The organism is Anaerobacillus alkalilacustris (genome assembly GCF_001866005.1).
GTDB lineage: Bacteria > Bacillota > Bacilli > Bacillales > Anaerobacillaceae > Anaerobacillus > Anaerobacillus alkalilacustris.
The window spans coordinates 46,263-71,904 of sequence record NZ_MLQR01000029.1 but is presented as its reverse complement, the minus strand read 5'-3'; the positions used below and the strand labels follow the sequence as shown (position 1 = coordinate 71,904).

Sequence of the window (25,642 nt, the reverse complement as noted above, 5' to 3'; positions counted from 1 at the left end):
GTAAACATACTGCTAGCTCATATTGAGTTAGCAGTATGAAATAATTTGTATGGAGTTAGATATTATAAATAACGATCTAATTAGCTTAATATTTTGAATTTGATGTATGTTAATTTTTTTGAAAATTCATTTTTAATGAATACAAATACATACTGCTGAAGTTATTTTACTAGAGGTGTTGAGGACATGGTTAAGTCATTAAAAAAAGTGCTGTTATTAAGTATTATTATTTTATTTTTCCTACCATCTAAATTATCCGCCTTTGCATATCCGGATTTATCCCCTTACGATATTATTATTGACGTTGGTCATGGTGGTATTGATGGTGGAACATCTGCAAATGGCATATTAGAAAAAGATCTTAATTTAGATTTTGGGATAAAATTGTATAATGAATTAAAGAATAAATCTTATCACGTGGGAATCACTAGAATTCACGACTACACGTTAAGTGATGACAGTAGATTACCTGGATTAAGTAGGCATTTAAAGGATTTAAAACAGAGGAAATTAATTGCAGATGCACTTAAACCTAAAATTTTTATTAGTCTACATGTGAATTGGTCAAAAAATAAATACCTTAGAGGGCCCGTCATTATTTATCAAGTAAGTGGAGAAAGTTATCATTTGGCAAACATTATTCAAGATTATCTAAATAATTATTATGGAATTAAAAAATATCCACGAAAGGGGAAACCGTATTTTCTTATGAAAAATATGGATATGCCATCAATTATTGTAGAATTAGGATATCTTAGTAACAATGAAGATTTTCAAATGTTGACTAGTGATGATTCACAGAATGAAATTGTTGCTGCAATGGTTCGAGCAATAGAGGAATACTTTTTACTGTATCCTTATGATAATGAACTCGGACAGTAGGGCCAAAACTTTATTGACTTTATAAAAGTTAGTATGTAAACAAGGGTCAGACATTTATCATATTAAGTGGGATAATAAAAAAGCAAACTAGAAACCTGAGTGCCAAAATTCAATAGCGCTAAGGTTTTTTATATGCCACAATTTATTCCGTTTTTAAGGGGCAGTAAGATCCCGACCTCAAAACTTAAGATAATTGAAAGTTTAGGTGGGGGATAAACGGCCCCTAAATGTCCGATATAGGAAAACTTTTATTAGTGGGGAATGGAGGAAAAACGCTATTGATTGAATTTCAGCTTTTTTTACATAATCAGAATTTATACATTTCTAACTTGAAAACTGTCTAGCGCAAGCAGCCTACGAGCTCGGTCACTTTAGTCAAGTTACTGACTTCAATGTCTTCTTGGATTACTTCTTGAATATGCTCCATGCTACTTTGCTCCTGCGATTACTCGTCGCACAAAACACTGCTTCGAGGAAGCATACTTCAAAGCTATGCTAGAAGACGCTAAAAGCACATAAGAAGCCAAAGAGCGGCTTCTGTCAAAGGCCGCCCCAGTGAAGCTACTACTTGAATTACTACGAAGCGGCTTTGCTCTCGAGCAAACGGAGTGGCACAGGAGCAGCTGCTCGTGACCAAGGCGCTTGCGCTTTTCTTGTTTGAAACAATCATCCTAATGCAACATCAAGAATCATCATTACTGCAAAACCGACCATTAAACTCATTGAAGCCAAATCTGAATTTCCATTTTCATGTGACCCAGGTATTACTTCTTCAGCCACGACAAAAATCATAGCACCTGCAGCAAAGCTCAATGCATAAGGCAGTAGTGGTTCAATAAATACTACAGCTAAGGCACCAATCACAGCTGAAATTGGCTCGACAGCTCCTGAAAACTGTCCGTAAAAAAAACTTTTCCGACGTGACATTCCATCCCGACGGAGAGGCATAGATACTGCTACCCCCTCTGGGAAGTTTTGGATTCCGATTCCGATCGCTAATGCAATTGCACCCATAATTGAGGCTGACGGATACCCTGCAGCAACCGCTCCGAAGGCAACACCTATTGCTAATCCTTCCGGAATGTTATGCAAAGTGATCGCCAGAAAAAGTAAGGTACTTCGTTTCCGTTTATTCGGATTAATCCCCTCGGCACTTCCAATCGGTAGGTTAGGGTGAAGGTGTGGCAGAATTTTATCCACCATTAATAAAAATACCCCACCTAATAAAAAACCGACAGCTGCTGGAACCCAAGAGGGTAGAGCATTTCCTTCCCCCATTTCGATTGCAGGGGCAAGAAGTGACCAATAACTTGCCGCAATCATTACTCCGCCAGCAAATCCTAACATACAGTCTAAAAATTTTTGATTTACCCCTTTACTTGTAAATACTAATGCCGCACCAAGTGCAGTCATTCCCCAAGTGAATAATGTCCCAATAAGTGCTTGAACCACGGGATCGAGGCTTATAAACATCTCTAACATTTTATCCCTCCTCAAAACTTTTTTTGAGTTTTCAAATAATGTTGTATAGCGATAAAAATGTTGTGTCACTCTAGATATATTTATAAACTCTATAAAAGTGCTAATACCCAAAAAATTTAAAACAGAAAAACTTTAATAATATAAAATCTTTGATTTGGTGGGTAGTATCATTGTTAGAATTCAGTTTGGAAAAGATTGGTATTGAGGCAAATGGGGTGTTTGTGACCTGAAATAAGAAGTTAAGGTTTTAAAATTCTGTATTTTTCCAGTTGTTCATAAGAGACTGATATTCGTATGTAATTTTAAACATTAGAAAGCTGTTTAAGTGAAGGTAGATTTTCACTTAATTAACTAATCTTTATGTTGTAAATACATAAGTAGATTATTTGTGAATATCATTTTATAAGAAGATATTTAATGAGCTACAAAATGATTTATCTAAGAAATTCTTATTTTTGTTTTTAAAAACAAGGATGTGTTCTACGATGAGAATTATCGAAATGATAGATTATTTAGATGGAGTAGAGGAGCATATTAAATACAAATTTGGTGTTTCAAAGCTTCATATGATAGATGCTTTTAATGGTATTCATGCTACAATACACTGGTTGGATAATTCAATTTATAAAAAAGTAGTCGAAGATATTGTATTTAATATAACAGATGAACCAATCAATTTCCCTGGTGAATTGGGAGTTTATGATGATGATCGATTTCAAGCAGTCATCTACTTAAACATTATGGCAATTGCTGAAGACTATAAAAATAAGGAATATGTTCTTGAAATGAATGAAAGTGATGTTACTTGTTTTGAATATGCCGCATTTGTTTGCCTCCATGAAGTTGGACATCTTTTCCATGGTCTAGTTGGAGGCAACGGTACTGAAAAACGTGATCGCTTATTTGATTATTTCGACAAGGGAGAATACTATTACAAACGCTTTGTGTCAGAAATGAAACAAGGAAACACCTATAAAGAAAAGAAAAAGTATCGGAATATTCCACATGAAAAAGCTGCAGACAATTTTGCTAAGCAATGCTTAGGTTTAATGATGAAGAAATTATGACATGTTAAATATTTTAAAAAAAATATTAATAAGAACAATTAAAATGAGACAATTTCACATCACTTTTTAAAAAAATAATAGCTATTAAACTAGTTTGTCAAATAGAAAAGATAATTTTTTGTCTTCTTTGGTAGGACTGTAAGGAAGCGAACCCACCAAAGATAGCAAATTCCATGAACTTTAAGGTCAAAATTGAAAAGTATTTTAGGAATTTGAAGCTTTAATTCTTATCAAAGCTTCAGCGATAAGATAAAGATCAATGTCACCCTAGTTTAGTTTAAGTCATCTGTTGTTTTTGTTTTTTGTGAGTAGAGCATGAGTGAAAACGTGAACTGAATACCACTATGATTAACACTTGTTTTTTTTCAGTCCAATAATCATAGTGGAACTTTTTTCATTATTTTTAAAATAATGCTTGAATTTTAGGTGAGAGGTTGTTATTCTTAATAACAATAAAGTTGTTAAATAAAAAATAAATAGCGATAAACTTCTTATCCAGAGTGGTAGAGGGACAGGCCCTATGAAACCCGGCAACCATCAAGTCAAATTTTGACTTGAACGGTGCTAATTCCTGCAAAGGTATTAACCTTTGAAAGATGAGAGGAGTGTTTGTAATCATACTAACCTCTCTTTAATTCAAAGAGAGGTTTTTTGATCGGATAGAAGGCTTATCGCTCAAAGGAGCGAAAATAATGGAAAGAGCAGTGTTTGGTGCAAGCGAATTTTTTAGTTATGAAGCATTTATTACAGTTGTTCGTGGTATTGAATATGTTCAAATAGGACATATAAAAGAGGCAAACGTAGATATAGTAGATATTTGGTTTGATCCCTGGAAAGTATCTTATAAGGAATTATTAGAATTGTTTTTTGACTTACATGATCCAACAACTAGAGTAGGTCAGCAATTACAAAATCAATCATTCATCTTTTTTTCTAATATTAATCAATTAGCAGAAGCTAAACAAAAGAAAAATGAACTAAAACATATAGTTAAGGATGAAGTTATTACAGAAATTACTCCTGTATGGGAACAAATTAATACTTGGAGGAGATTAAACTAATATTTTACTGAAACCTAACATTAGGACCGTGATATGTAAACAAGTAAATGTTTATCTTCCAAACATGCGCTATTCTAAAAAGAAGTCCGCATGTCTGTTCTTCTAGTAGAGAATTGTAATGTAAATAGTGAATATCCAGAAAATAACTAGAATGAGGGCAGATACCCAATCGTGATAGGCGATTGACGCATATCCATTATTGTATTAATAGTAGCAACGGGAAAGGAATTTCCGATATTTTCCAACTAAATACAGATTGAACTTGGCGTATTTTTAACTTTATTACCATGTATATAATAAAAGTAGTAGGATACTAAAGATACGCAAGAATTGAGGAAGAGAAAAGTGATAAGGTGGATATTCAATGAGTTGTTATCCTTATGTTAAAATAATAGAAAACTTCAAATGGTGGGGAATAAATCGAATAGAGATGATTTGCTCCCCACTGTATAATAATAGCATTTTATAATTCTCATAGTGATAAATCAAAAAAGTGCAGGAGTGGAATTTAGGAATGAATAAAAAAGACATCGCACATATTCGTAGACAATTTAAAGCAGATAATAACTTACTGAAAATCAGTGATATGTTTACTGTTTATGTAATGAAAGAATCCAGTGAAATCTACCATCATCAAAGTCAGCCCTTTGAAATGCTAGATCAGGATCAACAAGAGTTATTCTTTAATAATTTCAAAAAAATACTAGGTGGCCAATTAGACGAGAAATTATTTGAACTAAAGTTTCAACGGAATGCAGTTGACAGTAGCCAGCTTATATTGCATCAAGGATTATTGAGCGACGATGTGGAAAACTGGAAAGAGCAAATGCTTCAGATCGTAGACAAAATGCTTAAAAGTCGGCAATATGATATGGATATCGTCATTACCTTTATTCGAGGGGAATATTTTAAGCCTGCGAAACGGAGAAATGATGAGACAGAGGAAAGTGATCGAGATTCCGTTTATACCCATCCGTTTATTTTATGTACTATTAATAGTACACAAGAGCCAAAGAAAGAATTGCTTTTTGACTATTTGATCAAAGAATTTAAGTATAATATTGTCGTTGATCCGATCATCAACCTCAACTCTCCAATCGGCGGTTTTCTCTTTCCGTGTTTTACCGATAATGCGACTGATGTGAACCGCATTTTATATTCGGCAGGGAAAGTAAATGAGCCTGATCATCATTTCATTGAAGAAGTCTTAAATGGCGAAGAGACGCTGACGGCAAAGGATGACAAAGTTGTTTTTGAAGAAATCGTGAAAGATGTGACAAGAGATCAGCTTAATACAGCGACCCTTTCCAATGTATATGAAGAAATTAACCGTGTTATTGAAGAGAATGAGGAAGAAGAAGCGCCTAAATTAGATTACAAAGATGTGCAACGTATATTAAAGCATAGCGGCATAACAGATATTCAGACGGAACAAGTGGAAGCCGCTTTTCAGAAAGTAATCGATGACAACAACTATGAAATAAAGGCTAGTAACATCGTGCCAAAGTATACTTCCAAATCAATAAAAATCGAAACGAAGGTTGCGAACGTTTCGATTAGTCCACAGGATTTAAGGTTTGTCCGACAGATCAACTTTGAGGGTAAACGGTATTTGATGATCGAAGTAGAAGAGGATACCGTGATTGATGGGTTCACGATGATTCCGGAAGCTTTTGGTGAAAAAAGAAATTAATATTAAGTAAATTCGATTTAGAGTGTCTGTCCTTCCCAAGTCAGTTAAGTATTAACTGAATAAGGGGATAGGCACTTTTTTACTATGTAAACATCCTATAGCATCTTTGTATCTGAATATAAGAAATTGATGAGTAACTCGTACTTTCATCGACTATTTAATTTCAATATTATTAGCCTTATACATTTTCACGATAGGCCTCAGCTGAATAGGTAAGTAAAGAAGTAATATCTAAAGGTTACTATAATATTAAAGGAGTTAGACTAACGGTAAACGACGTTATCTTTTTCAAACAAAAAAAATTCCTGTACGAGTGTATACCGCACAGGAATTTTTTAAGCAAGCGTGATTAAGTTAGTTTTTAGTTGAAATAACTTGCACCTACAATGACTAATAAGATAAACAATACTACAATTAAGGTGAAATAATTAATCTGATGAGTAGGTCTGGTATAGCCATAACCATAACCATAAACAGGAGCGGTATAGGTAGGCATAGGAGGAATATTTGGAGGAATATTTGCTCCGAGAGTCGGTGGTGCGTTTACGTTAGAATACATTTTCACACCTCCCTTCGTTGTGTAAGTATGTTTATACCTATATATTACTCCAAGAGATGAAATTGGAGCCCGTCTATACAAAAAATGGGTAAGTGTAATGGATTATACGAGAATCTAATAAGTAATATAATAGGCACATGCCAATGGTAAAATATTTTCATCATTATTTATCTTTCTTATTAATTCCATTAGAGAGATAATATAGATAATGTACATATGATATGGAACATTTATTATGGTGTACAATAGGATATTGCATTTTGTATGCTCTACGACTAGTTTGCTGACTTACCAAGCTGCCTAAATAGTTAAAAGAAGGCCTTGTTACTAAATTTGTCAAATACGCTGTTTGCTGACTGCCCGGTTTTCTATATTCATTGAGAATTTGAATGATTTGTTCCATAGTCCTTATGGAAAATCCATGTCCAAAAAAATTACCATCGTTGAGAAGAACGGCATTAAGGCCTCTAAACCACGGTGTATCGGGATGAAAGTCAGGATTATTAATATACACAACATCACCGGGTAAAAAATGATTTGAATAAAAGGTGATTATTCCAAGGTCAGGATCAGTATGCCAGCTATAAAGATAAAGATTTTGAAACAGAGAATTAAATAAATAGCTGCCAATACTATACAAAGTGGCGTGGTAATAGATGATGACAGCAGCAGTTGCACATTCAAATGCATAGAGTGAACTGTTTCGATAAATGTCCAAAATCGCATCAGCAGGTTGCACATCAGGTCTTAACAAAAAACCGCCTTCCATTGTTAGTTGCCAATAATTTGGATTACAGCGGGCATATTCAAATGTTGTAAACTGAGCTTGACTTTGGTTCATTTCGTTTGCACTTTTGGTTATGTTTTTTCGTACTTTGATTTCAAACCAAAATTCATCCTCCGAATAAAAAGAATATAAGATGGGTGCATTCAGCATATGTTGAATGATGGCTCTTTCAATACTTTCCAGCTTCCAATTTTCGTTAGGTTGAAACGGGACCCCCGATATTTGTATCATACAATCCTCCATTCCAAGCTTATTTTTCATCTGTATTAATATTTATCGTATTCACACTTCGCTTTAAAAATGTTTTTCAAATATTTAATACTTATGAGCGAGTATATTCATTCAGCAACTTTCTCCTAAATTCAAAAAAGTTGAAACAAACGTTAAACAGGAAGGTTACGAAGGGGTTTGAAACGATTACAACGGGTGCCGCTGAATGTATGGGATACCCATTGATTTTAACTGGCATTATTTGGATTGGAAACCTTGATAACAATTTGAACTTTATTTGATCGTTACTCGCTGATATTTTACAAAAATTTCAAAGTGAATGACCGTCGCTAATATAAATGACTATCAGTATTCAAATTCAGAGACGAACTGGACAAACTTTATTCAATACATAATACTTTTATGAATACACTCTATAATGGGGGAGGTTATTATTGATCCATGCAAACATTCTTTGATTTGCTAATAAATGAATCGATAATGGAAAATGATGATCTAATCCATCGTAGCGATGAAATGATACATCTTTTTTATGTTGCAGTAATCTTTCAAATAATTCTTCCCCGTGATGAAAGGGGACTTGTTGATCATTTGTCCCATGTATAATGAGTGTAGGACAATGGATTTGCTTAGTCATCATAATTGGAGAACGACTATGATAAGGATCAAGGTCTTTTTGTGGAGATGTTCCAATTACTCGTTTTAACATTCGCCTTAACTCAACCCTCTCTTTATAAATGTTAGCTAAACTTGCTACACCACTCCAAAGTATTAACTTGTGTGTATTTGGTAGTGCAATAGCCGTTTGTGTTGCATTTATTGCACCTCGAGAAAACCCCATAATCGAAATTCGCTTGTTATCAATAAATGGGAGAGAGTAAAGAAGATGAAAGGCTTCAATCGTATCGAAACGATCTGAGCCACCAAATTCATCCCGTCCTTGTGAACCTTCATTCCCACGGTAAGTAGGAGCAAAAACAATATAACCATATGAGGCAAATTGTTCTAGCCATTCCATTTTCACTTTTCCGTGGTTCCCAATGCCACCTCGGCAATACAAAAGGGCAGGTATTTGTATTGTTTCTATATGATCTACTTGTTTTTGGAAGGAAAAAGAGAGCTGTTTGGGCATAGGTAGTTGTTTGGGGGAATCATATCGTTTATTTAAATGTTTGTAAATAATTTCAGCTGAACAATTTACCCAATTTGGTATTGCTAAATAACCGTTTATTATGTAATTATCTACTAAATAGCTAAGTTGAAAAATCATCGTTATCGCCCTTAATTTGTATTTAATCAGTTATACATATGACAAATTCTATATTAGTTTCATTCAGGAAAAAAACAAAGATGTAGCTGTTTGATCTGTTCTCCTCTAGTTATGATAGTATAACAAAAAAGCAGAGTTACATAATAGACGTTTTTACGATTTTGGAAATACATTGCGACAATCCTACTTCAGAAGAGCGTTCACTTGAAAATTGTAAGTGAACGTCTAGATCATAGTAAGTTTAATTATGAACAGAAAAAAAGTGAGTTAGTTTACTTAATAGTACTTACTATTGGACCAGTAGTATATCCCATTGTTAAAGTTCAAGAAATTTGTAAGGAAGTATTAATAATTGGAGAGGCTAAAAAGATGTAGAAAGTAAGTAATTTCAAATTTGTCAATGTCATTAAATATTAAAAGATAGGAGTTATTAATAATGAAAAATAATCTAACTAAGTTTCCAGAAGGATTTTTATGGGGAGGAGCTACAGCTACTAACTAATTTGAAGGAGCATATAATGAAGATGGTAAAGGGCTATCGATACAAGATGCATTACCAAAGGGGATAAAAGGCGATATAACAGATGAGCCAACAGAAGATAATATGAAGCTTATGAAGCTTATTGGTATTGATTTTGACCATAGGTATAAAGAAGATATCAAGTTATTTGCTGAGATGGGATTTAATTTCCAAATGCGTGGTCTAACTCCACCGTCTTTAAACGGTATACGCTTTTAACCTTACACTTCGATGTCCATACTTAAGTTGTGAGGTGAAAAGTATGGACGGCTATAAAAAGAATAGTCATGCAGTTTATGATATCAAATATCATGTAATCTGGGTAATAAAATACAGATATAAAGTATTATATGGTCCGATTGCCATAAGAACACGAGAGCTAATCAGGCAAGGATGCGAAGCGAGAGGCATCACCATTTTACAAGGAAGTGTTGGAAAAGATCACATCCACTTATTGTTATCATGTCCACCAAGTCTTGCCCCAAGTAAAATTATGCAGTACCTAAAAGGAAGATCCTCTAGGCTACTCCAGGATCAATTTCCTGAACTGAAAAAGAAATATTGGGGACAACATTTATGGGCAAGAGGTTATTTTTGTGNAACACGAGAGCTAATCAGGCAAGGATGCGAAGCGAGAGGCATCACCATTTTACAAGGAAGTGTTGGAAAAGATCACATCCACTTATTGTTATCATGTCCACCAAGTCTTGCCCCAAGTAAAATTATGCAGTACCTAAAAGGAAGATCCTCTAGGCTACTCCAGGATCAATTTCCTGAACTGAAAAAGAAATATTGGGGACAACATTTATGGGCAAGAGGTTATTTTTGTGTCACAGTAGGAAATGTGGATGAAGAAACAATTAGAAATTATATTGCAAACCAGTTTAATGAAGAAAAGAACGACATATTTAGGATTGAAGAATGAGTTTAGTCAAATTTTAGTTTGCTTAAGCATGTTGGACTTTGAGAGGACTTCAGTCTTAAGAAACGACTTTAGTCGTCGACATTTTATGTCCAAATCCACCTGCTTTAGCGGGTGGTCGTTTAAGGCCATGAGAATGCTATTATCTTGGAACTCCCCATTCTGTAACCGTAGGGCAGAGCCGACTGCTGTTACACGATATACGATGCAGGGACGAGATGTTGATGCATTTCGGGGTTACCTTTTAAATCCTCTGTTTCCTCAATATAGAATAGCTGTGTAGTCATTGAACAAATCATTTTCTCTAAATATAGACTATAGTTGAGTAATTCTAAAATATAAGAGCAATTATAATTATTTTGGGTTTGATTCGAGCGGTAATAATACATACTTTTAGACTCCCCTTTTATTAATGCCAATTAAAGTTTTCTAGGAAAAAGATGCAATTTGGTGTGATATGGTCAAAAAGTCCAAAGAATAATATGAGTCGTATCGAGAACATTTCTATCCTTTTAGCGTTGTACCCATGGCTATTATGTGACAATTCCTCTGAAGAACTGCCTGTCGCTTATATTTTGTTAAGTGGAGAGTTTTTCGCTCGGCCGCATTAGGAAATATCGGATGAGCTAATTAACGTTATAATCAGAATGGATCTGGACCTTTTTGGTAGTTCTTAATGAGGGTGAATACACATATACCTTGTATAAAAAGAGAATAGGTTGTATAACGAGGTGTGAATTACTGTGGGAAGAGTAAAATGGAATGTCTCTTAAACAAAGATCATTGACTCAATCTTAGGTATGAAATAAAAAAATGACTAGCAATCTGAAGTCAATGAGTACATCCCTCAGGGCAAAATTGGTTTAATAAAATTAATTGTAAAGTTGGTAAGCGAGTATGAAGAAAAAAATACTGATAGTGTTTGGAACTAGACCCGAAGCCATTAAGATGTGTCCTTTAGTACACGAACTAAAAAGTAGAGATAGAATAGAGACGGTCATTTGTGTTACAGGACAACATAGGGAAATGTTGGATCAAGTTTTGAATGCATTCCAAGTTGTTCCTGACTTTGACTTTTCAATTATGAAAACGAAGCAAACTTTATTTGACGTCACCCTTAATATTTTAGAGAAGTTGCAACGAATTCTCGAAGAGGTTAAACCTGATGTCGTTTTGGTTCATGGGGATACTACAACAACATTTGTAACAGGATTAGCTTGTTTTTATTCGAAAATTCCTATTGGTCATGTAGAAGCAGGGCTAAGAACATATGATATTTATTCACCATTTCCAGAAGAGTTTAACAGGCAAGCCATTGGGATTATAGCAAAATACCATTTTACACCGACAGAACAAACCAAAGCTAACTTAATTAAGGAAGGTAAGAACCCTAATAGCATTTATGTTACTGGTAATACCGCAATCGATGCATTAAAAATGACCGTAAAAGATCCTTATTACCACGAACAACTAGATTGGGCTGCTGATAGTAAACTAGTTCTATTAACCGCCCATCGAAGAGAAAATCTCGGTGAACCAATAAGAAACATTTTCAGAGCATTAAAGAGAATTGTAGATGAGTATCCAGATATAAAAGTCGTGTATCCTATTCATTTAAATCCAGAAATACGAAGTAATGCTCAAGGAATTTTAGGAAATTGTAATAGGGTTAGAATAATTGAACCTTTAGGGGTTTTGGATTTTCATAACTTTCTTTCAAGATCCTACTTAATATTAACAGATAGTGGTGGAATCCAAGAAGAAGCCCCAAGTCTGGGCAAACCAGTATTAGTGATGCGTAATACAACTGAGAGACCTGAAGGAGTAGCTGCTGGTACTTTAAAATTGGTAGGAATAAAAGAAGATGGGATTTACGAAGCCATAAGAAAGCTTCTGTGTGATAAAGGAGAATATGAAAAAATGAGTCAGGCTAGAAATCCGTATGGTGACGGATTTGCAAGTAAAAAAATTGCGGATATATTAGAAGAAAATTAGTTGCTTTTTCTTAATATTTGTTTCAAAAACCTTAAGAATAAATAGATTTCTATTTATTTTTAAGGTTTTTTTCGTTATATCAAAATCAAACATTAACAATAACGAACAATGGTCCTTTTAATTATCATAGGTTAATAAAAGAATTGTAAAATTCAAAATACAAAAATCCTTTACAAAAGGAATATTTCGGTAAATTCAGCCGAAGCTAAAAGAATACACTCAAGAACTTGAAAAAATTATTGGAGGAGTAAGTAAAATGAAAAAGATCTATATAATCATTCCTTTGCTTCTTTTTCTCATAATATCTAATAGTCATTTAATAAAAAGTGCTCAAAACCCAGCGAATAGAGAGGCTACTATTGACTATTATGATGTTGTGGTCATTGGCGGGGAACCTGAGGGCGTTGCCGCTGCAGTCTCTGCTGCGAGAAACGGGGCAAAAACACTTTTAATTGAAAAGAGAGAAGCTTTAGGCGGGTTAATGACATTTGGTATGCTTAACTTTATTGATATGGTATATGGTATAAACCAAAAGCCTGCAATCGGGGGGATATTTAAAGAGTGGCATAAGCTTGTTGGTGAGGATGATGCATTTTCTATTGAACATGGGAAAGATGCATTTCACAACCTCATCCAAAAGGAGGAAAATTTAACACTTTTCCTTAATAGCGATGTCGTTTCTCCAATTCTCTCAAATGATCAAACAACCGTTACTGGGCTGGTTGTAAAAAATCGTGAAACCTATGAAATATACGCAAAACGCTTTATTGATGCGACTCAAGATGCCGACTTCGCCGTCATGGCTGGTGTACCGTTTTTTCTAGGTGGAGAAGATATACATCTTGATGATCGTAAAATGGCTGCTACTTTGATGATTCATTTAACAGGCGTTGATTGGGAGGGGGTGAAGAGAGCGGTTCAAAGTCAAAGGTTTGGGAAAGCATGGATCACTGATTCGGTTTCGTGGGGATTTAACGACCTCCATTATGAGTATAAGCCAGTGGAAGATAATACACGTTTACGAGGATTAAATTTAGTACGGGTACATCATGGAAATGGTGATGAAGAATTTTACATAAATGCGTTACAAATTTTTGGTGTTGATGGCCTTGATCCTCATTCAATAGAAGTAGGATTAGAAAAAGGGAAGCGTGAAACCAAACACGTCCTAACGTTTTTACAAAAAGAGTTTCCTGGTTTTGAAAATGCTGAGATTGCAACTTACCCTGAGGAATTATATATTCGTGAAACTCGCCATATTCAGTCTGAATATATGCTTCCTATGTCTGATATATGGACGAATGCGGATCATTGGGATAGTATTGCCTACGGAGGTTACCCAGTGGATATTCAAGCAACCTCTCCAAATGACTATGGGTATGTCATTTGTTCACCGATCCAATATGCTATTCCGTTTCGATCTATCGTCCCATTAAAAATTGACAACTTAATTATAGTTAGTCGCTCTGCAGGTTACTCTTCCATTGCCGCGGGTAGTGCAAGAATTATCCCTACAGGCATGGCTGTTGGTGAGGCAGGGGGAGTTGCCGCACAATTATCGATAGAAAACAAAGTAAACTATAGAGAATTGAGTAAAGATGCGTCCTTAATCGTTACACTTCGCCAACGACTAAAGGATCAAGGGGCTAAAGTTGAGCCTTTCAAACTTTCTTATCCATATGAAGGGGAGTGGTACGACGAATCGATTCAATATTTAATGAACCTCGGTTTAATCGTAGGAGGTTATCATAATGATTTACAAGTGGAAAAAGAGTTAAACCGTCTTCACTTTACCAATTTGTTAATTAACGGAATACAAAGAAACGGACTTCGTAGTGAAGAACTTACAGCTAAATTACTTTCACCATTTGATAATGATACGTTTAATAAAGGTTACTTCACAAGAGATGAAATAGCAGCATATATTATTGAAGTCTTTAGTGACGCTTCAGTTTCAGAACGAACTTGGGGACAAGCGCTAGAATTTCATTTAATTAATGAAATGGTATTTAATAAAATTAATGAAGATCGAGTTTTAACTCGTAAAGAAGGTTATTATATAGCTGCTCACCTGTTAAAACAATTAAGCCAAAATCGTTGAACAAAAAATAAGGATTGGTTAGACAATTAATGTTTAAACCAATCCTTATTTTGTTTAGAGAAATACTGAGACTTTCCAATCCTCTTAAATCGACTGATAAAATTGAGCATTGGCCGATAATTACCATTGATTAACCCAACGATTTCAACCGTTAATTCAATTGTAATAATAATAATTAGGGTAATGATGAAACCACCCATAAAAGTTGATTTTGTAAGCAGCATCGCACAAACCGCAAAAAAAGCACTAAGTCCATAAATAAGTAAAACTGTTCCTTTGTGGGTAAATCCTATCTTCATTAAACAGTGATGTAAATGGGATTTATCAGGGGTTACGATCGACTTTTTATGGACGATTCTCCGAATAATTGCAAATATTGAATCCGATAATGGAACCGCCAACAAAATAATTGGCACGATTAACGTAAATAAGGTAATGCTTTTAAAGCCTAAAATGGAAATAACCGAAATCATAAACCCTAAGAAAAGCGAACCAGTGTCACCCATAAAAATCTTAGCAGGATGAAAATTAAAAAATAAGAACCCTAATGTACTGCTTATAAGTATTAAAGTAAGCAGTGAAATAAAGAAGTTACCTGCCATAATTGAAATGATTGAAATGGCTGTTAATACTATAATTGAAACACCAGCAGCCAAACCATCAAGTCCGTCGATTAAATTGATCGCATTCGTAATGGCTACAATCCATAAATAAGTGAGTGGAATGCCTAAGAAGCCCAATTCCCATATTGTTTCAAAAGGTAAATTGATAAACTCAATAAATAGGCCCCCACTAATAACCGAAATCGCAGCTATACTTTGTCCAACGAATTTCCATCGCGGTTTCAATTGGATCATATCGTCGATCATACCTGTTAAAACTATGACAGTAGCACCAATAATAATAGGCCATATAAAGTGATTTTCTGGGTGAAACCAAAGGATGCCTATTATAAATCCTAAATAGATCGATAGACCACCTAATAATGGTGTGGCCTTTCGATGGACTTTTCTGCCATTAGGAAGATCGACAGCGTTTATTAGTTTGGCTAGTTTTATAACGACTGGAGTCACCAATATTGAGGCTAGAAAGCATATGAAAGATATTAGGAAAATCAATAGTCTCAGCTCCTAAAATATACTGATAAAGTACTTTAAATATTTTTAGGAAGTAATTTCGTCTACATTCCTTTATACATCTATGTTGAACTTCGTTTTTTCTGGATAAGCCGAGGCTCCTAATCTAGAGAGTACTGTATTAGCTGTTAAATTGGCTCTTTTGCTAGCGGTATTTGCGTACTTCTGAATTTTTTCAACTAAATTTTCTTTTGAAGTTAAACAAGAATTTATTTCTGTTATTAACTGCTTTGCATCCCAGTTAAGAGACTGAACGTGACCCATTAATGGTTGTCCACAAAGCTTAGTAAACGCATCAATCTTAGGGTCATATGAGATAGCAATAAATGGTGTTAAGCTATTAGCTGCAAAAATTAGAGAATGGAGCCGCATTCCTATTAACAATTCCGAATGAGCGATTATTTTCGCTTTTTCTTGAATAGAAAAATGGGCCGGAACGATAAAAGTGTGTTGTTGTGCTTGCTTAGACATCATTGCTTTTATATCTTCTGAGCATTTGAGGTCATCAACACCATGCATAGGAACCAAAACCATATTTACAGCTTGTTCAGCCAATGTTGTTAAGGCTTTTGATAGTTCTTTGAGGTAGGTTCGTTTTTTCGACCAATACCGAACAGCTACAGAAATATAAGGACCCTCGGGCAAATAGGTTCTTAATGGTTCCACTCTTTCGGCTGTTATTTTCAACCCCATCACAGGGTCAGGAACCACCATAATGTTTTCTTTTACGCTAATGCTTTGGAGTAAATGTTTCGACTCTTGATCCCGTACCGTTACGAGAGAAGCGTGGTTGACCGTAAAGGCGACAAGTCTTTGATTGATCTTTGATTTAATGGGTCCAATCCCTTGAGCATAAATAAAGTAGGGCTTATTAAAAAAACGTGCAATTCCCATGACCCCGCAATAGTAACTAATCGATTTAAAACTGGTATAATCTTGTAGAAGGCTACCGCCCCCACTTATTACCCCATCGGATGCTTTTATAGCTCGGATAACTTCTTTTAAACTCCACCTATTTACAGCGCTAACATTATAAAGTTGCGATGTTTTTTCTGGTTGATTGGATAAAACGGTAATCGAAATCGCTGGGGATTCATCCTTTAAGGCATGGATGATTGAATATAATATGGCTTCGTCTCCGGCATTATCAAATCCGTAGTATCCAGATATTACAATTGCCATGTTTTTGTTCGCTCCTTGTTTAAGGAATAAAACCACTGTTTGGTTAAATACCATACGAAAATAGTCAGCAATCCTACACCAATCCCTATGAAAATACTGAGGACACTGCGATGTATAGATACGAATAAAGGAGTATGAAAGTGAGTAAACGTACTTACAAGAGAACTACATGCAACGACTCCTAATATCAAAAAGTACTTTCCATTCTCATATCCTTGCTTAATCAGGTAAATGGCAAATAGGATTATAGGATAACCTAATAGTTCTTTCGTTCTCGGTCTAACACCAAGCCAATTTTCTAATTCTTGGCGAAGCAATAACTCAAATGGAATCGCCACTCCGTGATTTCCTGTTCGTCCTACGTAGAACCAAAGAACAACAGCAATGCAAGTAACTAAAATCACATGCCAAAACTTAAGCTGAGTTTGGAGCCAAGAAAAGCCAGTGATTTTTAGTCCAACAATGATTAGGGGAAGAACAGATAGCATTTTTACTCCTTTAAATTGATCGAGATATACAAGGTATTCCCAACCATATAACGTAATTACTACAAGCCAACAACCAACAATAGTGATGCCAATTACTTTAAAAAAGGTAGTAACGACTTGTCCCATTGTTTTTGGATAGTTTATGGATAATATCGCATAAACAGGCGCTAGTACGGCAGTCGCTGATGCAACAATTTTGATAAGAAAGGATACTTGAAAGAACAAACCCACTATAGCAGCAACCCCAAAAGAGAACATAGCAGGTAAAGCTAGCCGGCTCTTTAATTTACCAACACATAAGCCAACGAAACCAACAGAAGCGATCAGACTAAAGATCTTTAACAGAAGTGATGACTTAAGATCTTGTAATGGCACAGCTTCTCCCGTTTTTTTATGGGTCAAGCTTTGTACGTTCGTAAGAAAAGTAATGGTGTCTTTAAACGAGTCTTTAGCTTCTGTTGAAGTGTGAAATACTTCGAGTGGGTGCTTTTCAATAATATTTACATATAACATTTGGATGTTGCGTTCTTTTAAAGCACGTGCACTTCGATACACATGAGAAGATTTATCCTCATTTCCTTTCCCAAGGGTAATACTATGTAGTCTTACAAGTGAATTTCCTGTTTCTTGAATTAGATCATGAAATCCCTTTTGATAAGAGCTTTCAATCATGACAACGTTCATATCCCAATTGGATAAATGTTCAGCCATTTGTATAATATCTGTCTTTTCTTGTTCATTTTCTGAAAATCCTGGTACTTCATGATTCATAAAAACCATATGTTTCATATTTTCGCTAAATTGTGTTATTTGTTGAATTAAAGGGTGTTCTTGATCCTGTATATTAAAGGCATTATCTAATCTTGGAACTATTGAAAATCCGTGATTAATAGCCAATTGAATATCTTCCACATCAAAGGAAATCGGCTGATACTTCGTAAACTTTGTACCAAAAGGGATGAAGTAGAAGTTTTTATTACCTAAACCAATAGATTGCACAACAATACTATGATGATAGTTACTTTCAATCGCTTCAGGTATGAATCGAACAAGGGGGTGAGTAGGATCAAGTAATTCGATATATAATCCGTCTTCACTAGGTAACAGACTCTGGTTTGATGAAAATTGTTGCAAGATCTGACCTTTTTCGATCACTTGAATGATATACCTTTCTTCTAAGTCTTGGATCGTAAGAGGTTTGAAGCTAATGGAAGATACATTCGCCTCTTGTAAGTCGTGTAAAATTTCACGAGTTGAAAGTCCCACTTTTGATAATGCTTGAACATCCGAAAAAGGTATAACTACCTCATAGGTTGTATTTTTATTTTCAACTTTTACCCGGTCGATCAAGCTGGGAATGCTAACAACCAATGTAAAAATAATAAATCCCCAAATGAACTTGTTCATATAAACTTCCTTTCTTTATTCAAAAGCACCTTACTTTGAGACCGTAATATGTTTTCTAATAATTGGGATACAGGATAGCTCCTTATTTGTAATTCCTTTAAATAAGGTAATCAAAATACAATAAATGACTGCACCACATAGAGTTATTCCTGTTAAATAAAAGACGGTCTCTATACGAGTCCATGTGTAATGAAACAATAATTGAAAAGGTACAGAGATCATCATGGCCATAACAATGGCAGAACAAGAAAAAACGGTATAGTTTCTTGTCCAAATTTGAATGGATAAATGTTTTTTTATAACCCATGTATTTAATATCGATAGCCCCATATACACGACAACTGTTGCTATAGCAGCCCCTAACAACCCTAAGAACGGAATTAAGAGAAGATTTAATATTCCTTTTAAAATCGAGCAGCAGATTAATACAATCGCCACTTGAACGGAACGATTGTTAGCTTGGAGAATTCCTGTAGTTAACACTGAAAATGTAATAAATAATGCACTTAAATGAGTAACGGCTATTAATACATTTTCATTGAAATCTCCGAAAAGGGCATAATTTAAAGGTGCTGTTAATGCAAAAATCCCCATCGAGATTGGCCAAGCGGTTAGGTGCATAAAATACAAAACCTTTTCTGTTATTTGTTGCGAATTAAGTGTATTACTAGAAACAGCTGGGATCATAGGTAAAATAAGAGATTGTGCTAATACAACAGGTATTTGTATAAGCACTAATCCACGTCCGTAATAGCCATACAAGTCTGTAACGATCTCTTTCTCAAAACCGATCTTTATTAGTTGCGTAGGTACTGTAAAAGAATCAACTACAAAGATGATCGTAAACGTTAAAGTACCGATGCATATAGGGATAGATAATGTTATTATTCTCTTAGCCCATCTCGATAATTGAGCGAATTGAAAACCTAAAGTAATTTGTTGTAGTAACTTTGCTTTTTTCCACTTTAGTTTCAAGTAAAAAAGAGAAACGATGACACTAATAACAGACCCGATCATTACCCCACTAACAATGTTTTCAACTGACATATTTTGGTTCACAAGTATGAATGCGATACATAAAATAAACACTACACGTACAAATTGTTCAATGATTTGAGAAATAGCTGTTGGTTGCATTTGCTCAAACCCTTGAAAGAAACCACGATAGATAGCCATATAAGGTGCAATCACCAAACTCGACGTTAGAATGATTAATGGAATACGTACGTGTTGACCACCAAGTACCGTTGCAAGTGTCTCGGAAAACAAAAAAATGATAGAAAAACTTAGACTACCTAATAGGACCGCTAATATATTTGCGGTTCTGAAAATGTAGTAGATTTCTTGCTCGTTCCCGTTTGCTCTTGCTTCAGCTATTAGTTTGGAAATGGTTAGGGGAATCCCAGCGACTGCTAATGTTAAGGTCGTCATATACACGGGATAGATTAATGTATAAATCCCTAAAACTTCATTTCCCGCAATATTTTGAAGTGGCACACGAAAAAAACTACCAATCAACCTTGACAATATGGTGGCTATTGAAATATAAAGGGCACCTTCAACAAAACGTCTATTCATAGCGAACGCTCTTTTTCATTATTAACAGGATTATTAATAGTTTTGGTTTCCTCAAAATTTTCTAAAAGCCCAACTTTTTGCTTCATTACATACAAAAAGAAAAATGGAATCTTTGCAACTCTTTGAATTCGCCGTGGTTGTTTTAATAGCCGATAGAACCATTCTAAATTTAACTTCTGCCAAACGTTAGGAGCTCTTTTGATTTGTCCTGAAAAAACATCGAAACTTCCACCTACACCAATAAAAGTACCATGTTCGAATTGGTGCAGATGTTGGGCAATCCATTTTTCCTGAAAGGGAGAGCCTAAGGCAACAAAAATGAAATCAGGCTTATGTTTTTGAATTTCCCAAACAATTTTTTCGTCATGTTGTTCATTAAAAAATCCATGGTGTTTTCCCGCTAATTGAATTCGAGGATAAAGAGTTTTAATTTTATGTGTCGTTTTCTCTAATACCTCTTCTGATGCACCTAGTAAATAAATGGAATAGCCATTAAGGTTTGCTTGTTCCAATAACTTGTAAAAAATATCTACCCCTGTAACACGTTCAGGAATGTACTGGCCTAAAATTTTAGCCCCTTTAACTACACCGATTCCGTCGGCGGTTACAAGATTTGCATGCTGGATATATGTTAAATATTCTTTGTTTTTATAAGCCCGATAAAGAATTTCAGGGTTGGCTGTAACAACAAATTGTTTTTTTCCTTGATTCAGTTCCTCGACTATGAAGTTAACGGTTTCTTCATTCGTCATTCTTGACACTTCGATACCTAAGACATTTACATAATCCACAATATCAGCTCATTTTCATAAAAAAATTGTCACTTTTTATTATTGGGTATATTAGTAAATTTATACTTGAAAAGAAAATATTTTCTTTAATATCGTGATATGAAAAAAAGTGTTAAGACCGTAATTAGGTGAGGAGTCTCACTTCTTAAGCTGTTCTTAACACCTTAGAACATCAATGCATTATATTCGTACTATTTAACTTCAGTTCTAAAGTAGGTTGAATGTCTAATTCAAAAAGCCGATTCCATGGAAAGGATGTATCGAGCATAGAAATATTAGATATTGAAATAGAATATTCGTTATCACCAGGTAATGGCCATGATTTACGATTAAAAGAACAAAAAAGTTCCTTCACATCATTTTGTAGTTGACGTTGGACAAGGCGTAATAATTCTTCTTCTTTTGTTGCAAGATTCCACTCATCAAATTGTTTACCTATAAAGGAATTACGAATGCCTTCTACGATTTCCCTTTTATAGTAATAATCTTTTAAAAATCGATGAAATAAGTATTCTAGGTGATACTTATAAACTAATTGCTGTTCACTTTTCGTTAAGCGATGATAGCTGTTTTGTAAGAAAACATTGTGAATACTTGCATGACTTAGTGCAAGCCCTAAAGTGTTCCCGGGGGTGTTCCAAGCAGCATATGAAAAAAGCACTGGAACCAATTGATCTTTTACTAATAAACGAAAAAGTTCAGAATCTGCTTTATAATTGGCAACGTCAGCTAAAATAATCGGATAATGTAAATTCACTTTCCTTTCGATTAATGCTACGGCTTTCTTATGGTTAAAATCAGGCTGTGGTTCAACCAATCGGTTCGTATTTACAATCAAATGAAAATCGGCTTTTTGCTCGTCTAGAGTGATGGTACCGTTAATGACGTTGATATGCATTTTAATATTTTCAGCGAGTGGGATATCTTCATAATCAGGTATCCATTCATTACCATTAAGAGTTGAATACGTGAGATGGAAAGAAGGTTTCACACCATTAAGTAAGTTGTAGTACCTACTTATCAACAAAACGTCTAACTGATCAGCTCCTGGTATGATTTCAACTTTTGCCTCAACCATTTCTTCTTTAATTTTTGATTGGAGGATCGTTTGTTCTATAGTATGGATACCCGATTTTCCAGCATCATCTTGGCCAAAAAGTAAATAATCTACAACACCTTTTGAAACCATTTCAATTAAATATAAGTTCACTTTATGATTACGCTCTCGATTCTTCGTGTAGTTCGTTAAAAAATGGTGTGGTATCTTTTGCTCGATCTCCTTTAATTGGTGTTTAAGGTCTTTAGTGAGATGACGTTGCTCGATGCCTTTTAATTTCGACCACTCTCGTAAATGATGGTACAGTTCTAAATCATCGTTAGAACCTACAGTTGTTGTGAGGCGCTGTATCGTATCAAAAACGTAAATAGGTTTTTGAGGGTATTGCTTCTTTAACTGTTCCAAGCTTTTAAGATTTTGTAGGGCTTCTTTTTCGTTGTTTGAGCTAGTTGATCTTGAATACAATAAACCACCGTACGCAAGCATATCAGCTGAAACAATATAGATATCTGCTTGGTCAGCATATTCGAACATCCAGTTCGTAATTTGTGTTGCCATCCCTTTGGTTCGATGGTTACCAAGCATCCAGGAAGGTGGTAATAAAAGGTTGATCCCACCAGATGCAGCGATATGTTGAGGTACGAATGAGTTAACTGGTCTATTGTCAAGAGGAATGAGCATAATCGTTACCCCGTTCCTAAACATCCGTTCTAGTTTTACTTTGTCAAAAGTTATTGGCATAATGTTATCTATTTTTTCCGCTTGTACAGTATGGAACTGTACTGATGTTGTGAAGATGAGAAGTACTACTAAACTAATAATTCTCCGACTGAAATTCATCTCCTATTGACCCTCCTATTCAACCACATACATATTTGTAGAAGTTGCAAAGCTATACTTAAATTTCCAAAATCAAGATTTTATATGTAAAAATACTATACTTGGACAACCTAAAAACGTTGAAGCTTCAAAACTTACAAAGGGGGAAAATCAATGAAAAAATCGGTCAAACATATCGCCTTCATCCTTATTATTGTATTACTTACTACTCAAATAGCCGCTTGTAACGGTCTAAATAAAAACGAGCAAGATGGACAATCCTTCATAAGGTTAGAGACTGAAAATCAGGGTGAGGAATTCGATCAAATAGATCCTGAAGAAGACGGCATAGATAAAACCGAAAATGAATTGAGTGAACAACTAGAAACAACGTACGAATTAGAAGAAGAGGAAGCAGAAGTTTCTGAATATAATGAAGAAGAACCAGGTCTAGTGAAAGAAGTAGAAGAGATAGAAGAGGTGGAAGTAATCTCATATCCTTTTGACGAATTTATTAACAGGTGGAATGCTTTAGCTGATGAAATTTATAGCGAAATGTATATCACTTCTTTAGAAAAACAAGGGGCAGAAGGAAATCAATCGACCTATTCTTTTACTTTTAATAATGGGTTTGAATTAACGGTGTCTATTTTAAATGAAGAACAAATAGAGCTGATGCGCTTACAAGGTAGGGGTGCAACAGAGGACGATCGCTATACTTTGTTAACGGGATGGAGTCAAATCGTTCTGATGAGTAGTTTTTACTTTGAATATTATGATGTTAATCAAGTGTTTCATAATTTAGACATTGGACCTAATGCTGCTATACCGAGTAATGATCGCGAAATTGAATACAAAAACGTCCACTTCCGTTTAAAACATATGGAAAATCAGTTCCATTTTGAAGCTGATCTTCGGACGAGAGAAGGTTAAAGGGGGATCGTTGTGAAAAAAATATGTGTGGTTACTATAATTATCATAATGGCTCTAGCAATTACTACTATACCTCTTTTTAAACCATCATTGGCACAATCAAATCAGTTATTTAATATGACTTATGTTTATTTTGGCGGCGCTAACACATTTGTTCAGCAAGTCGACGCCACGAATAGAGCCGTACATGTCGTTTCTCCAAACTACTTTGACGTTACACCAGAGGGAAATTTAGATATTACTTGGATGCTTCGAACCTCTTTTATTACAGAAATGCATAAAAGGGGAATCAAAGTGGTCCCTTTCTTAGCAAATCATTGGCATCGGGACGCTGGTATCAATGGTTTAATAAATAGAGATCAGCTTGCTCGTGACATTGCCGCTGCGATTGAGGAATATAACCTTGACGGTGTAAATGTGGATATTGAAGGGGTCGGCCACCAATACCGAAATGAACACACTGACCTTGTAAGATTATTAAGACAATATATCCCAAAGCATAAAGAAGTATCCGTTGCAATTGCAGCCAATCCAAATGGTTGGAATACGGGCTGGCACGGGTTTTATGATGAAAGAGAGTTAGCCAGATATTCTGATTATTTAATGATTATGGCGTACGATGAAAGTTGGGGGGGACCTGATAGTCCTATTGGCCCAGTAGCAAGTCTTAACTTTCAAGAGCGGTCGATCCAATATGTATTAAATGAAGGGGTCCCAAAGGATAAAATTGTGTTAGGTTTACCTTTTTATGGGAGGATGTGGAAGACGGATGGTCCGACAATAGCTGATGGCCCAATTGAGGGAATGGGTTTAGCCCACAGAAGGGTGCCCGAAATTGTAAACAAGTTTAATGGGAAAGTTACATATGACACTAGAAGAAGGTCAGCGTATGTAAACTTTAGGATCCCACCTGGACAACACGAATTTCAAGGAGGAAAAAAGTTAACTGAAGGTGACTATATTATTTGGTTCGATAATGAACAAGCGAAGAAAGAAAAGTTACGACTCCCACAAAAGTATGGAATAAAAGGGACAGGTTCCTGGGCACTTTCTTTAGAAGAACATGGAACGTGGAATTACTATTCACTTTGGTTAAACGGTAGGTTCTTTGATGATGTACCCGTAGGCCACTGGGGAGAAGAGAGTATTCTATTTGTGGCTAACAGGGGTTGGATGGCAGGAACAGCATCCACAAATTTCTCACCAGAAGCAGAACTGACCAGAGCACAAGGTGCGGTTATTCTCGTAAGGGCATTAGGCGAGGCGAATAGAAACCCGAATAGGTACGAATTTATTGACACGACAACCCATTGGGCTCGTAAAGAGATTGAAATAGCTCGAGAGCTTGGAATGGTAAGTGGGTTGGGGAATAATCGGTTTGGTCCAGATGATCCACTGACAAGAGAACAGTTAGCAGCGATTCTAAACAATATTTTTCAATATGATTTTGACCGAGATAAAAGAAATCCGTTTCCAGATATCGGTTCAGATGATTGGGCATTTGAATCTCTCATGGCAATTTATCAGAGAGGATTCCTTTCAGGGTTTGAGGACGGTACCTTTAGACCTCGAGCTAAATCTACTCGAGTTCAAATGGCTGCACTCATGAATAGAATGGAAGCTGAATTTGAAAAATACCAAAATCAATAAATAAGGAATGTTGTTTATGGAGGTGATGTCC

20 protein-coding genes, 1 pseudogene and 1 riboswitch are annotated in these 25,642 nt (G+C 35.3%); of the genes and pseudogenes, 11 read left to right on the top strand and 10 right to left on the bottom strand.

Annotated features, from left to right (window positions below):
* Positions 1-186: 186 nt before the first annotated feature.
* Complete coding sequence (locus BKP37_RS11060; RefSeq protein WP_071309655.1) at positions 187-882, top strand: N-acetylmuramoyl-L-alanine amidase family protein; 696 nt, start codon at positions 187-189, stop codon at positions 880-882.
* A gap of 666 nt (positions 883-1,548) precedes the next feature.
* Here the strand turns inward: BKP37_RS11060 and BKP37_RS11055 are convergent.
* Positions 1,549-2,364, bottom strand: a complete 816-nt coding sequence (locus tag BKP37_RS11055) for a ZIP family metal transporter (RefSeq protein ID WP_071309654.1) — start codon at positions 2,362-2,364, stop codon at positions 1,549-1,551.
* A 485-nt stretch (positions 2,365-2,849) separates the two neighbouring features.
* Between BKP37_RS11055 and BKP37_RS11050 the strand changes: the two genes are divergently transcribed.
* The 3 genes from BKP37_RS11050 (at position 2,850) to BKP37_RS11040 (ending at position 6,185) form a co-directional block, all read left to right on the top strand.
* Positions 2,850-3,431, top strand: coding sequence for a hypothetical protein (locus BKP37_RS11050; RefSeq protein WP_071309653.1), 582 nt, complete (start codon positions 2,850-2,852; stop codon positions 3,429-3,431).
* Between the two features lie 488 nt (positions 3,432-3,919).
* Positions 3,920-4,034: riboswitch (SAM riboswitch) on the top strand.
* An 89-nt stretch (positions 4,035-4,123) separates the two neighbouring features.
* Positions 4,124-4,492: a peptide-methionine (S)-S-oxide reductase gene (locus BKP37_RS11045; RefSeq protein WP_071309652.1), complete on the top strand. Its 369-nt coding sequence runs from the start codon at positions 4,124-4,126 to the stop codon at positions 4,490-4,492.
* Between the two features lie 514 nt (positions 4,493-5,006).
* Positions 5,007-6,185, top strand: a complete 1,179-nt coding sequence (locus BKP37_RS11040; protein WP_071309651.1) for a DUF4317 domain-containing protein — start codon at positions 5,007-5,009, stop codon at positions 6,183-6,185.
* Between the two features lie 361 nt (positions 6,186-6,546).
* Here BKP37_RS11040 and BKP37_RS11035 read toward each other — a convergent pair whose 3' ends face one another.
* From BKP37_RS11035 to BKP37_RS11025, 3 genes are all read right to left on the bottom strand, one after another.
* Positions 6,547-6,744, bottom strand: a complete 198-nt coding sequence (locus BKP37_RS11035; protein WP_071309650.1) for a YjcZ family sporulation protein — start codon at positions 6,742-6,744, stop codon at positions 6,547-6,549.
* 163 nt (positions 6,745-6,907) lie between these two features.
* Positions 6,908-7,762: a protein-glutamine gamma-glutamyltransferase gene (locus BKP37_RS11030; protein WP_071309649.1), complete on the bottom strand. Its 855-nt coding sequence runs from the start codon at positions 7,760-7,762 to the stop codon at positions 6,908-6,910.
* 400 nt (positions 7,763-8,162) lie between these two features.
* Positions 8,163-9,032 (bottom strand): alpha/beta hydrolase family protein, encoded by an 870-nt coding sequence (locus BKP37_RS11025; RefSeq protein ID WP_071309648.1) that lies wholly within the window; start codon positions 9,030-9,032, stop codon positions 8,163-8,165.
* A gap of 204 nt (positions 9,033-9,236) precedes the next feature.
* Here BKP37_RS11025 and BKP37_RS20120 point away from each other — a divergent pair, with 204 nt between their 5' ends.
* From BKP37_RS20120 to BKP37_RS11000, 5 genes and pseudogenes are all read left to right on the top strand, one after another.
* Positions 9,237-9,407 carry a hypothetical protein gene (locus tag BKP37_RS20120; RefSeq protein ID WP_169823134.1) on the top strand — a complete coding sequence of 57 codons (171 nt, stop codon included), beginning with the start codon at positions 9,237-9,239 and terminating at the stop codon, positions 9,405-9,407.
* A gap of 61 nt (positions 9,408-9,468) precedes the next feature.
* A pseudogene (locus tag BKP37_RS19330) lies at positions 9,469-9,717 on the top strand (family 1 glycosylhydrolase); the annotation flags it as partial.
* Positions 9,718-9,814: 97 nt separating this feature from the next.
* Positions 9,815-10,477 carry an IS200/IS605 family transposase gene (gene tnpA / locus BKP37_RS20525; protein WP_084034665.1) on the top strand — a complete coding sequence of 221 codons (663 nt, stop codon included), beginning with the start codon at positions 9,815-9,817 and terminating at the stop codon, positions 10,475-10,477.
* 894 nt (positions 10,478-11,371) lie between these two features.
* On the top strand, positions 11,372-12,469 hold the full coding sequence (gene wecB / locus BKP37_RS11005; RefSeq protein WP_071309646.1) for a non-hydrolyzing UDP-N-acetylglucosamine 2-epimerase: 1,098 nt from the start codon (positions 11,372-11,374) through the stop codon (positions 12,467-12,469).
* A gap of 256 nt (positions 12,470-12,725) precedes the next feature.
* Positions 12,726-14,570 carry an FAD-dependent oxidoreductase gene (locus BKP37_RS11000; protein WP_071309645.1) on the top strand — a complete coding sequence of 615 codons (1,845 nt, stop codon included), beginning with the start codon at positions 12,726-12,728 and terminating at the stop codon, positions 14,568-14,570.
* A 26-nt stretch (positions 14,571-14,596) separates the two neighbouring features.
* Here BKP37_RS11000 and BKP37_RS10995 read toward each other — a convergent pair whose 3' ends face one another.
* From BKP37_RS10995 to BKP37_RS10970, 6 genes are all read right to left on the bottom strand, one after another.
* Positions 14,597-15,688 carry a glycosyltransferase family 4 protein gene (locus BKP37_RS10995; protein WP_071309644.1) on the bottom strand — a complete coding sequence of 364 codons (1,092 nt, stop codon included), beginning with the start codon at positions 15,686-15,688 and terminating at the stop codon, positions 14,597-14,599.
* Positions 15,689-15,760: 72 nt separating this feature from the next.
* On the bottom strand, positions 15,761-16,888 hold the full coding sequence (csaB, locus tag BKP37_RS10990; protein ID WP_071309643.1) for a polysaccharide pyruvyl transferase CsaB: 1,128 nt from the start codon (positions 16,886-16,888) through the stop codon (positions 15,761-15,763).
* Positions 16,876-18,783, bottom strand: a complete 1,908-nt coding sequence (locus BKP37_RS10985) for a DUF5693 family protein (protein WP_071309642.1) — start codon at positions 18,781-18,783, stop codon at positions 16,876-16,878. Before BKP37_RS10985 ends, csaB begins: the two co-directional genes overlap by 13 nt.
* 30 nt (positions 18,784-18,813) lie before the next feature.
* Positions 18,814-20,361, bottom strand: coding sequence for a putative polysaccharide biosynthesis protein (locus BKP37_RS10980; protein ID WP_071309641.1), 1,548 nt, complete (start codon positions 20,359-20,361; stop codon positions 18,814-18,816).
* A complete protein-coding gene (locus BKP37_RS10975; RefSeq protein ID WP_084034685.1) occupies positions 20,358-21,113 on the bottom strand; it encodes a WecB/TagA/CpsF family glycosyltransferase in 756 nt (251 codons plus the stop codon). The genes BKP37_RS10980 and BKP37_RS10975 overlap by 4 nt, the downstream gene beginning before the upstream one ends.
* 211 nt (positions 21,114-21,324) lie before the next feature.
* The gene (locus BKP37_RS10970) at positions 21,325-23,049 is read right to left on the bottom strand and encodes a DUF4127 family protein (RefSeq protein WP_071309639.1); all 1,725 of its coding nucleotides are present in this window, start codon (positions 23,047-23,049) and stop codon (positions 21,325-21,327) included.
* 153 nt (positions 23,050-23,202) lie between these two features.
* Here BKP37_RS10970 and BKP37_RS10965 point away from each other — a divergent pair, with 153 nt between their 5' ends.
* Both BKP37_RS10965 and BKP37_RS10960 read left to right on the top strand, forming a co-directional pair.
* Positions 23,203-23,961, top strand: a complete 759-nt coding sequence (locus BKP37_RS10965; RefSeq protein ID WP_071309638.1) for a hypothetical protein — start codon at positions 23,203-23,205, stop codon at positions 23,959-23,961.
* A 12-nt stretch (positions 23,962-23,973) separates the two neighbouring features.
* On the top strand, positions 23,974-25,611 hold the full coding sequence (locus BKP37_RS10960; protein WP_084034664.1) for a glycosyl hydrolase family 18 protein: 1,638 nt from the start codon (positions 23,974-23,976) through the stop codon (positions 25,609-25,611).
* Positions 25,612-25,642: the final 31 nt, after the last annotated feature.